The organism is Pseudomonas sp. HMSC076A11 (genome assembly GCF_001810205.1).
Taxonomy (GTDB): Bacteria; Pseudomonadota; Gammaproteobacteria; order Pseudomonadales; family Pseudomonadaceae; genus Pseudomonas; species Pseudomonas aeruginosa.
Window position 1 is genome coordinate 1 of record NZ_KV800261.1, and the last position, 10,534, is coordinate 10,534.

A 10,534-nucleotide genomic window follows, 5' to 3' on the forward strand; every position below is an offset into this window, starting at 1 on the left:
CCGGCAGCCCGGACGCGGTACGCCTGGAACATCGGGTGGCCGGTGCCGACGCCAACCCCTACCTGCTACTGGCAGCGGTGCTGGCAGGCGTTCATCACGGGCTGACCAACAAGGTCGAGCCGGGCGCGCCGATCGAAGGCAACTCCTACGAGCAGATGGAGCCGAGCCTGCCGAACAACCTGCGCGACGCCCTGCGCGAGCTGGACGAAAGCGAGATCATGGCGAAGTACATCGACCCGAAGTACATCGACATCTTCGTCGCCTGCAAGGAAAGCGAGCTGGAGGAGTTCGAGCACTCGATCTCCGACCTCGAGTACAACTGGTACCTGCATACCGTCTGAGGTAGCGGTATCGGCGCGCCGGTCCTGGGCCGGCGCCGTACGCAGCGAAATCCGGGGCGGTTTCGCAGACACTCAACGCGGGGGCGTCTGTGTCTGGGAAACCGCCCCGGTCCTTTTCTCGGAACCGGGAAATGTGCGCCACGGCACAGCCTGCCGCCACGCCTCCCGCCAGACTCGATGCTGGCCTGCATCAATGCCTCTGCCGCCTGGCTCCGGCACCATCGTCCGCTCCGTTCCGTCCAGCGAGAAGATTCCATGCCCCGCCTTTCCGCCCTGCTGTTCCTCGCCCTCGCACCCTGGCTGGCCCAGGCCGAGGAGACCCTGCGCGTCTACAACTGGAACGACTACATCGACCCGCAGGTGCTCGAGTCCTTCCAGAAGGACACCGGCATCCGCGTCGAGTACCACACCTTCGCCACCGCCGAGGAACTGGACAAGGCGCTGCGCAGTGGCGAGGCGATCGACGTCGCCGTCCCCTCCCACGACACCCTGCCGGCCCTGCTGAAGGACAACCTGCTGCGGCCGCTGGACTTCACCCAGCTGCCCAACCGCAGCCATCTCGACCGTCAATTGCTGAGCAAACTGGCCGCGGTCGATCCTGACAATCGCCACGCCGTCCCCTATCTATGGGGTGCCGTAGGCCTGGCCATCAATACCCCGCAGGCCGAAGCCGCCTATGGCGGGCCGCTGCCCAACAGCTGGAGCCTGCTGTTCGACGCCAGCCAGAGCCAGCGCCTGAAAAGCTGCGGCATCAGCCTGCTGGACGCGCCGGACGAAACCCTGGCGATCCTCCTCAACTACCAGGGCCGCAACCTCGGTCGTACTGCGCCGAGCCAGGTACGCCGCGCCGCCGAGGCGCTGCACGGACTGCGACCGAACCTGCGCTACGTCGACAGCGAGCGCTACATCGCCGACCTCGAAGGCGGTCGCCTCTGCCTGGCCATGGCCTGGGTCGGCGACGCCCTGCGCGCGGCCAAGGCGGGCCAGCCGGTAAGTTTCGAGGTACCGCAGGAAGGCTCGGTGCTGTTCATCGACAACCTGGTGATCCCGGCCGGCGCCCAGCATCCACGCGAGGCGCACCGTTTCATCGACTACCTGATGCAACCGAAGATCGCCGCACAGATCACCGCCGCCACCCTCTACCCCAGCGGCAACGCCGACGCCGCCGGCTTCCTCGATCCCGCCCTGCGCCAGCAACCGGGCCTGTATCCGGACCGCGACACCAGCCGCCGCCTGTTCGCCCTGGAAACGCCGCCGGAAAAACTCCGGCCGGTGGTCGACGAGATCTGGAAGGCCTTCCGCGGCGCCAGCCACTGAGCGGCTTGCCCCGGTCGCGTGAGCTGGCGTCCAATAGCCGCTCACGCCCGGAGACCCGCCATGCAGCCCACCTCGTCCACCCGCAAGCCCCGCGCCAGCAGCCAGGCCCGGATCGCCGCGATCCTCGACGCCGCCCGCGGCCTGCTCGCCGACGAAGGCATCGGCGGCCTGACCATCTATAGCGTGGCCGAACGCGCGGAAATGCCGCCATCGTCGGTCTACCACTTCTTCCCCAGCGTGCCGGCCCTGCTCCAGGGGCTGACCGGCGAGGTCCACGCCGCCTTCCGCGCGTGCCTCGAACAGCCGGTGGACCATGCAGGCCTGCGCTGCTGGCGCGACCTGTCGCGGATCGTCGAGGAGCGCATGCTGGCGGTCTACGCCCGCGACGCGGCGGCCCGCCAACTGATTCTCGCCAGCCACGGCCTGGCCGAAGTCACCCAGGCCGATCGCCAGCATGACGTGCAACTCGGCCAGGCCATGCGCGCCCTGTTCGAGCGGCATTTCCTGCTGCCACCGCTGCCGACCGATATCGAGATCTTCAGCCTGGCCATGGAGCTAGGCGATCGCGTCTACGCATTGTCGGTCCAGCGTCACGGGATCATCGACGCACGCCTGGCGGAAGAAGGCATGCGGGTGTTCGACGCCTACCTGGGGCTCTACCTGCCGCCGATCCTGGAAAAGCGTAGCGAACCATTATCCGGATTTATATCCGATTTAAATCGATAGAAAATCCATAATACCCTCTTAAACCGCTTCACAGTCCGATTTTTATCGGATATAAATCCGCCCATCACTCGATCGGGCGCGACACCCCGTTCCCGCCCGCCCGACCCACAACCGGCCGCCGCCAAGCCCGGCAGCCATCCGAGCCAGCACACGAGGTGCTCCATGACCCGCAACGTCACCGTCGCCGCCACCCAGATGGCCTGCTCCTGGGATCGTCCGGCGAACATCGCCCGCGCCGAGAAACTGGTGCGCCAGGCCGCCGCCAGGGGTGCGCAGATCATCCTGATCCAGGAACTGTTCGAGACCCCCTACTTCTGCCAGAAGCCGAACCCGGACTACCTGCAGCTGGCCACCACGGTCGAGGAGAACGCCGCCATCGCCCACTTCCAGGCCCTCGCCCGGGAGTTGCAGGTGGTATTGCCGATCAGCTTCTTCGAACGCGCCGGGCGCGCCCGCTTCAACAGCATCGCGGTCATCGACGCCGATGGCGGCAACCTCGGGGTCTACCGCAAGAGCCACATCCCGGACGGCCCGGGCTACCACGAGAAGTACTACTTCAATCCGGGCGACACCGGCTTCAAGGTCTGGCAGACCCGCTACGCACGGATCGGCGTCGGTATCTGCTGGGACCAGTGGTTCCCCGAATCGGCGCGCAGCATGGCCTTGCTCGGCGCGGAACTCCTGTTCTACCCGACCGCCATCGGTAGCGAACCGCACGACGCCAGCATCAGCTCGCGCGATCACTGGCAGCGCGTGCAGCAAGGCCATGCCGGAGCCAACCTGATGCCGCTGGTGGCTTCCAATCGCATCGGCCGCGAGGAGCAGGATGGCTACGACATCACCTTCTATGGTTCTTCGTTCATCGCCGACCCGTTCGGCGAGAAAGTCGAGGAGCTGAACCGCACCGAGGAAGGTATCCTTGTCCACACCTTCGACCTCGATGCGCTGGAGCGCACCCGCAGCGCCTGGGGCGTGTTCCGCGACCGCCGGCCGAACCTCTACGGTCCGCTGAAGACCCTGGACGGTTCGCTGGAGTCGTGAGGCCTCGGGAAACGATCCGCGCGGGGACGCCCCGCGCATTCCGCGCCGGCGTCCGCCGCGCATAGCAACGATTTCAGGAGCAGCGATGAGCAACCCGACCAGCACCCCACGCGCCGACGGCTTCCGCATGCCCGCCGAATGGGAACCCCACGAGCAGACCTGGATGGTCTGGCCGGAACGCCCGGACAACTGGCGCAACGGCGGCAAGCCGGCCCAGGCGGCCTTCGCCGCGGTGGCCAAGGCCATCGCGCGCTTCGAGCCGGTCACCGTCTGCGCCAGCGCCGGGCAGTACGAGAACGCGCGCGCACGCCTCGACGACGGCAACATCCGCGTCGTGGAAATCAGCAGCGACGATGCCTGGGTCCGCGACACCGGCCCGACCTTCGTCATCGACGACAAGGGCGATGTACGCGGCGTCGACTGGGGCTTCAACGCCTGGGGCGGCTTCGAAGGCGGCCTGTACTTCCCCTGGCAGCGCGACGACCAGGTGGCACGCAAGATCCTCGAGATCGAACGGCGCGCCCGCTACCGCACCGACGACTTCGTCCTCGAGGGCGGCTCGATCCACGTCGACGGCGAAGGCACGCTGATCACCACCGAGGAATGCCTGCTCAACCACAACCGCAACCCGCACCTGAGCCAGGCGGAGATCGAGCGGACCCTGCGCGACTACCTTGCGGTGGAGAGCATCATCTGGCTGCCGAACGGCCTCTACAACGACGAGACCGACGGCCACGTCGACAACTTCTGCTGCTACGTGCGTCCCGGCGAGGTGCTGCTGGCCTGGACCGACGACCAGGACGACCCGAACTACCTGCGCTGCCAGGCCGCCCTCCGCGTGCTGGAAGAAAGCCGCGACGCCAAGGGACGCAAGCTGGTGGTACACAAGATGCCGATCCCCGGCCCGCTGTACGCGACCCAGGAAGAGTGCGACGGCGTGGATATCGTCGAGGGCAGCCAGCCGCGCGATCCCTCCATTCGCCTGGCCGGCTCCTACGTGAACTTCCTGATCGTCAACGGCGGCATCATCGCGCCGAGCTTCGACGATCCCAAGGACGCCGAGGCCAGGGCGATCCTCCAGCGCGTGTTCCCCGAGCACGAGGTGGTGATGGTCCCGGGGCGCGAGATCCTCCTCGGCGGCGGCAACATCCATTGCATCACCCAGCAGCAACCGGCGCCGCGCAAGGCCTGACGGGCATCCCGCAGGGCGGATGGCCAGCCGCGGCGCTGTTCGCCCTGGCCGGCCCGGCACGCCGAGTGGCGCCATGAATGAAAAAAGCCCGCGTCCTCCAGGAGGACGCGGGCTTTTTCCTGTCCGGCCGGAGCTTACAGCAGCGGCAGGGTGTAGCTGACGATCAGGCGGTTCTCGTCCTGGTCGCGCTGGTTGTTGCTCGAACCGGCAGCCGGCAGGCCGCTGCGGAAGGAGGCGTTCTTCCAGGTGAAGCCCAGGCCCTTGAAGGTGCCGTCCGGGATCACGTAGGCCAGGGAGATATCGCGTTCCCACTCGCTCTGGTCGCCGCGGGCGGTCTTGATCTTGTCGCCGCTCAGGTAAATGGTATTGAAGGTCAGGCCCGGCACGCCGACGGTGGCGAAGTCGTAGCCGTAGCGGACCTGCCAGGTGCGCTCGCCGGCACGCTGGAACTTGCCGATCTGCACGTCGGTGATCAGGTACGCGGTAGAACCTTCGCCATCACCACGGTTCAGGAACGGGAAGTCACTGTCGCCGTTGAGGATCTGGTAGCCGGCGCCGATGCTGTGGCCGCTGACGGTATAGGTGAAGAGGCCGCTGAAGGCGCGGTTGTCGACTTCGCCCTTGGTCACGCCGCTGCCGTAGTAGCCGCTGCTGACGTAGCCGTCGGCACGGCCGGAACGGCTGCCGTTCTTGCCGTCGGAGCTGCTGTCGAAGGCGCGCAGGTCGGTCTTCAGGACGCCCGGGCCAATCTGCCAGTTGTGGATCAGGCCGAGGAAGTGCTGCTTGTAGAAGTCGTCCAGGTTGCCGTAGTAGTACTGCAGGGTCAGGTCCTTGTTGACCTTGTAGTCACCGCCCGCGTAGTAGAACTTGTTGCTGTCGCGCGAACTGGCGCTGCTGCCGTTGGCGCCGGCGATGCTCAGGCTGCGGTTGTCGGTGGAGTTACGGCCCTTGGAGTGCTCCAGTTGGCCGGCAACCAGGGTGAAGTCCTTGAGGTCGGTCGAGGTGACCTGGCCGCCCTCGAAGGTGACCGGCAGCAGGCGGCCGTCGTTGTAGGTGACCACCGGCAGCTTCGGCTGCAGGGTGCCGTAGCGGAACTCGGTGTTGGACACCTTGGCCTTGGCGGTCAGGCCCAGGCTGGCGAAGTCGTGCACCGGCTCGCCGTTGCTTTCCAGCGGGAACACGGTGCCCGGCTGGCGGTCCAGGCCGCTCTTGCCGGCACGGCCGCCGCCGTCCAGGCGCACGCCGAGCAGGCCCAGCGCGTCGACGCCGAAGCCGACGGTGCCCTGGGTGAAGCCCGACTGGTAATTCAGGATGAAGCCCTGGCCCCACTCTTCCTGCTTGCTCGGCGAGGCGGTGCCATTGCGGTTGTCGGTATTGATGTAGAAGTTGCGCAGGGTCAGCGATGCCTTGCTGTCCTCGATGAAACCGGCGGCGACCGCCTGTTGCGCCAGGGCACCGAGGGTACCGGCAGTGATGGCCAGGGCCAGTCGTGACTTGTTGATCTTGCGACTCTTCATTGGTCTTTTCCCCATTGGTATTGCTAATTGTCTTCCGGTCGGGGGAAGTGGAACGCGTGGGCCCGACCGGTCGTTGAAACACTGAGCGCCGTACCATCCCGGAAGATGGCGCGCGCGAAACTCGGCATTCGATGGATCAGGAAACGGCGCAACCCGCGACGATGGAACGACGGGGCAGGCAAGCAGGCAGGGAGGCAGCGAACGGAAGCGTGTGCATGGGCGTACTCGTGTCTTGTTATTGTGCGGCGGGTGTCTCGACCCACCGCCAGTGAAGGCAATTTGTAAGCCAATCTTTCCATCGGGCTCCGCCTTCGCGTCCTCTCGGGCTTCCTGCCCTTCTCCCGGCTGACGGGCCGAAGGGTGTCGGCAGAAAACCGCCTATTACAGCTTCCTTTCTGGCGAGTTACCGCCACGTTTCAGAATTCGTTATTTCCCGCGCTTTATAGCGCGTGGGTAATAAACAGTAAAATATCCGCAATAAACCTAAAAAGAATTAATTATTCATATTTAATAGCTTTAAGGAATATTGTACCGCAGCCGCGACCTGCCGGTCGCCTCCCCAAAGAGGTATTCCGTGGCGCCGTCGACAAAACGGAAACGTTTGCCCAGCGGTCAGCCCACGACGATGCAGTCCTTGCCCTGGCGCTTGGCCGAGTACATCGCGGCGTCGGCCCGGCTGTAGAGGGCACCGAGTCCCTCGTCATCGGCCTGGAGGACCGTCAGGCCCTGGCTGACGGTGATCCCGAAGCTGTGCTCGCCCTCCTGGAAGCGCAGGCGTTGCACCTCGCGCTGCAGGCGTTCGCCGATCTGTCGCGCGGTCTGCTCGTCGCAGCCGGGCAGCAGCACGGCGAACTCCTCGCCGCCGATCCGCCCGAACAGGTCGCCACGGCGCAGCGCGGCACTGCCGCTCTGGGCGATACGCTGGAGGACCTGGTCGCCGACCTGGTGGCCGAAGCGGTCGTTGATCTTCTTGAAGTCATCGACGTCCAGCAGCAGGAACGCCAACGGTATCCCTTCGCGGCGACACTCCTTGAAGGCCGCCTCGGCACTGTCGAAGAAATAGCGACGGTTGCTGCTCTGGGTCAGCACGTCGGTGGTGGCCAACCGTTGCAGCTCGCTCTCCATGTGCTTCTTGTCGGTGATGTCCTCGGCGATGCCCACCACCATCAGCGGCAGTCCCGCCTCGCCCTGGCGACTGACGAAGCACTTGTCGTTGAGCCAGCGGACCTCGCCGTCGCCGCGCACGATGCGGTATTCGCGTTGTTCCACGGCGCCACGTTCGAGCACCTGCAGCAGGCTGCTGTCGGCGTAGTCGAGGTCGTCCGGGTAGATGCTGTTGCGCCACTCCTCGTAGTCCGCCAGCAGCAGCGCCGCGGAACGGCCGAAGATTTTCTCGTAGGCGGGGCTGACGTAGACCATCCGCCGGTTCTGCCAGTCGTAGGCCCAGAGCACCGAGTTGACGCTGGCCAGCAAGGCGCTGAAGAGTTGCTCGCGCTCCTTCAGCCGGGCCACTTCGGCACGGCTGTGCAGCAAGGCCAGCGCGGCCTCCTGCGGGTCTTCGGGAATGCCGGTTAGGTCGTCCATGGATCGTCGCTCTGCTCGCGGAACGGGTTCGACCGCCAACTTAGCGCAGGGGTCGCGGCGATACAGAAATGCCCGCCGAACGGCAGGGAAAGGCTCCAGCCAGTGCGCTCGATCACAATTGCCGAGCGATGCCGTTCGTATTCGCCGGAGCCTGCACGCCCAATTGTTTCTGCGCCTCGAACAGCGAGCGCAGGAACAGGGTCAGGGTCGGTCGTTCTTCGTGTCCCTGGCGGGTAATGCAATGGAATTCCGAGTCGTAGGCCAGTTGCCGTGGCCGGATCGCCCGCATGCGCCCTTCGGCGACCCAGGTGGCGGCATAGTGCGTCGGCAGGTAGCCGATGTAGGTGCCGCTGAAGACCAGGGTAGCGATGGCCTCCATGGTGTAGGCGTCGGTTCCCTGGTTGAAGCGCAGGTCGTGCGGGCGGTGGTTTTCCGCCATGTAGCCGCGGCCGACATAGTCGGCGGCGCAGATCTCGTCCAGCGCCGGTTCGTCGTCCGCCCGGGCGAAGAAGGGGTGCGCGCTGCCGCAATAGAGGTTCTGCTCCTCGCGGAACAGGGGTTGGTAGTAGAGCCCGGACAACCGGTGGTGGAAGGCCCCCACCGCCAGTTGCAGGCGCTCTTCCAGCACCGCGTGTTCGAGTTCGTCGGGACGCCGCGTGTGCAGCTTGAGCAGCACCTCCGGGGCGCGCTGGCGAAACAGCCGGATGGCCAGCGGCAACGGCAGGCAATGCTGGCCGATGACGCCATCGACGCAGCCCAGGTGCAACGCCTCGCGATCGCGCCCGCCGAGGCCGCGGACCTGCTCGCGGAAACGGGCGATGTCGCTGAACAGGCCGAGCGCGGCGTCGTAGAGCTCCTGCCCCTCCTCGGTCAACTGGAAACCGCCGTTGCCGCGCCGGCACAGGGAATAGCCCAGGCGCACCTCCAAGTCGCGCACCAGCACGCTCAGGCGCGACAGGCTGGTGTTCAGGCGCGCCTGGGCGGCAGTGAAGCCGCCGGCCTCGACGATGGCGCAGAAGGTGCGCAGCATGCGCAGGTCGATGTCGTTGAGGTTGCCCAGCATTCCCGCCCCCATGGCGTTCGGTCCGCCTTCGTTATAGCGCCAAAGCCAGGCCGGCGGAACGCCGTCAGGCGCTTCGCGCGGCCGACTCGGCAAGCAGGCAGAGCAGCTCGAACATCATGGTCGCCCCCACCAGCGCCGTGGCGCCGCCGACATCGAACGGCGGCGAGACTTCCACCACGTCGGCGCCGACCAGGTCCAGCCCGCGCAGGCCGCGGACCAGTTGCTGGGCCTGGAGGCTGGTCATGCCGCCGATCTCCGGGGTGCCGGTGCCAGGCGCGAAGGCCGGGTCGAGCACGTCGACGTCGAAACTCACATAGGTCGGCCCGTCGCCCACCACCCGCCGAGCTTCGGCCAGGGTCGCCTCGACGCCCAGTTCGACGAACTCTTCCATGTGGATCACGCGGATGCCGCACTCGCGGGCGAAAGCGTCGTCGTCCGGCGAATACACCGAGCCGCGAATGCCGATCTGCACCGTGCGCAGCGGGTCGAGCAGACCTTCCTCGATGGCCCGGCGGAATGGCGTGCCGTGGGTGTAGGGGTTGTCGCCGAAGTAGCGGTCGTTGGTATCGGAATGCGCATCGAAATGCACCATGCCCAGCGGCCGCTCGCGACCCAGGGCGCGAAAGATCGGCAGGGTCACCAGGTGGTCGCCACCGACCGACAGCGGCAGGGTACCGGCGGCATGGACCTGGCGATAGAAGCCTTCGATGCGGCGCAGCGAATCGAGCAGGTCGATGGGATTCACCGGCGCATCACCGAGGTCGCCGACCCGCACCAGGTCGTAGGGCGCGATGCGGCTGACGTGATGCACCTTGCGCATCAGGCTGGACAGGTTGCGCACCTCGCGCGGGCCATGGCGGGCACCGGCGCGGTTGGTGGTGCCGCCATCCCAGGGCACGCCGATCAGGCCGACCTGCAGCGCCGCCGGGTCGGTGAACGCCGGCAGGCGCATGAAGGTCGGGATGCCGGCGAAGCGTGGAATCTCGGCGGCGTCGAGGGGCTGCGGATGGTCGTTCGACATGGGGCGTCTCCGTGTGGCGGGAAGAAAGCGCCGGGCGCCGCCCGGCGCGGTGGGTTCATTCCGGCTGGGCTCGCAGGCTGGCGGCAGGACGGGTAGCCAGGCTGACCGCGACGAAGGTCGCCAGGCTGGCCAGCAGGCCGTAGACGATTGGCGAGTTGGCGAGCAGGCCGTCGCGGGCCATGCAGGCGATCACCGCCAGGCAACCGGCGACGATGCTGGCGATCGCCCCCTGCGGACTGGCCCGGCGCCACAGCAGCGCGCCGACGATCGGCACCAGCAGGCCGCCGACCAGCAGGTTGTAGGCGATGCTCAGGGCCGCGATGACATCGTTGACCAGGCACGCCAGGACCAGCATCGCCACGCCCATCAGCAGGGTGATGCAACGGCTCAGACGGATGTCGCTGGTGGTACCGGGGCGGAGGAAGCGCGCGTAGATGTCTTCCTGCAGCACGGTGGCCGCTGCCAGCAGGCACCCGCTGGCGGTGGACATGATCGCCGACAGCGCGGCCGCCACCACCAGGCCGCGCAGGCCCGGCGCCAGTACCTCGCGGGTGATCTCGGCGTAGGCGTTCTCCGGCACCGCCAGGTCCGGCAGGAGGACCCGCGCCGCCGCGCCGATCAGCGCGCAGGCGGCGCCGTAGAGCATGCAGTAGACGCCGGCGCCAAGCCCGGCGTAGCGCACCACCGTCTCGCTGCGCGCGGTGAACACCCGCTGCCAGATGTCCTGGCCGA

8 protein-coding genes and 2 pseudogenes are annotated in these 10,534 nt (G+C 66.8%); 5 read left to right on the plus strand and 5 right to left on the minus strand.

The genetic code is table 11. The annotated features are described in order from the left end of the window. The 5 genes and pseudogenes from HMPREF2716_RS01160 to aguA form a co-directional block, all read left to right on the plus strand. Window positions 1-341, plus strand: a pseudogene (locus HMPREF2716_RS01160) (glutamine synthetase); the annotation flags it as partial. Between the two features lie 255 nt (window positions 342-596). Beyond that, on the plus strand, window positions 597-1,658 hold the full coding sequence (locus HMPREF2716_RS01165; RefSeq protein WP_003107781.1) for a polyamine ABC transporter substrate-binding protein: 1,062 nt from the start codon (window positions 597-599) through the stop codon (window positions 1,656-1,658). A 60-nt stretch (window positions 1,659-1,718) separates the two neighbouring features. After that, window positions 1,719-2,384: a TetR/AcrR family transcriptional regulator gene (locus HMPREF2716_RS01170; protein ID WP_003107783.1), complete on the plus strand. Its 666-nt coding sequence runs from the start codon at window positions 1,719-1,721 to the stop codon at window positions 2,382-2,384. A gap of 162 nt (window positions 2,385-2,546) precedes the next feature. Further along, entirely contained in the window at window positions 2,547-3,425 is an 879-nt protein-coding gene (aguB, locus tag HMPREF2716_RS01175; protein ID WP_003111119.1) for an N-carbamoylputrescine amidase, read from the plus strand. 85 nt (window positions 3,426-3,510) lie between these two features. Then, window positions 3,511-4,617, plus strand: a complete 1,107-nt coding sequence (gene aguA / locus HMPREF2716_RS01180) for an agmatine deiminase (RefSeq protein ID WP_003118139.1) — start codon at window positions 3,511-3,513, stop codon at window positions 4,615-4,617. Between the two features lie 134 nt (window positions 4,618-4,751). On the opposite strand, the gene HMPREF2716_RS01185 is transcribed toward aguA, so the two are convergent. The 5 genes and pseudogenes from HMPREF2716_RS01185 to HMPREF2716_RS01205 all read right to left on the minus strand — a co-directional run. Continuing rightward, complete coding sequence (locus HMPREF2716_RS01185) at window positions 4,752-6,134, minus strand: OprD family porin (RefSeq protein ID WP_003084265.1); 1,383 nt, start codon at window positions 6,132-6,134, stop codon at window positions 4,752-4,754. Between the two features lie 612 nt (window positions 6,135-6,746). Continuing rightward, a complete protein-coding gene (locus HMPREF2716_RS01190) occupies window positions 6,747-7,718 on the minus strand; it encodes a GGDEF domain-containing protein (protein WP_003104500.1) in 972 nt (323 codons plus the stop codon). Between the two features lie 112 nt (window positions 7,719-7,830). Further along, window positions 7,831-8,793, minus strand: coding sequence for a LysR family transcriptional regulator (locus tag HMPREF2716_RS01195; protein WP_003128540.1), 963 nt, complete (start codon window positions 8,791-8,793; stop codon window positions 7,831-7,833). A 52-nt stretch (window positions 8,794-8,845) separates the two neighbouring features. After that, entirely contained in the window at window positions 8,846-9,802 is a 957-nt protein-coding gene (gene speB / locus HMPREF2716_RS01200) for an agmatinase (protein ID WP_003104498.1), read from the minus strand. Between the two features lie 55 nt (window positions 9,803-9,857). Then, window positions 9,858-10,534: pseudogene (locus tag HMPREF2716_RS01205) on the minus strand (sodium:solute symporter); the annotation flags it as partial.

Coding starts and splice junctions, on each gene's coding strand:
- HMPREF2716_RS01165 (WP_003107781.1), top strand. CDS start 597: ATGCCCCGCCTTTCCGCCCTGCTGTTCCTCGCCCTCGCACCCTGGCTG.
- HMPREF2716_RS01170 (WP_003107783.1), top strand. CDS start 1,719: ATGCAGCCCACCTCGTCCACCCGCAAGCCCCGCGCCAGCAGCCAGGCC.
- aguB (WP_003111119.1), top strand. CDS start 2,547: ATGACCCGCAACGTCACCGTCGCCGCCACCCAGATGGCCTGCTCCTGG.
- aguA (WP_003118139.1), top strand. CDS start 3,511: ATGAGCAACCCGACCAGCACCCCACGCGCCGACGGCTTCCGCATGCCC.
- HMPREF2716_RS01185 (WP_003084265.1), bottom strand. CDS start 6,134: ATGAAGAGTCGCAAGATCAACAAGTCACGACTGGCCCTGGCCATCACT.
- HMPREF2716_RS01190 (WP_003104500.1), bottom strand. CDS start 7,718: ATGGACGACCTAACCGGCATTCCCGAAGACCCGCAGGAGGCCGCGCTG.
- HMPREF2716_RS01195 (WP_003128540.1), bottom strand. CDS start 8,793: ATGGGGGCGGGAATGCTGGGCAACCTCAACGACATCGACCTGCGCATG.
- speB (WP_003104498.1), bottom strand. CDS start 9,802: ATGTCGAACGACCATCCGCAGCCCCTCGACGCCGCCGAGATTCCACGC.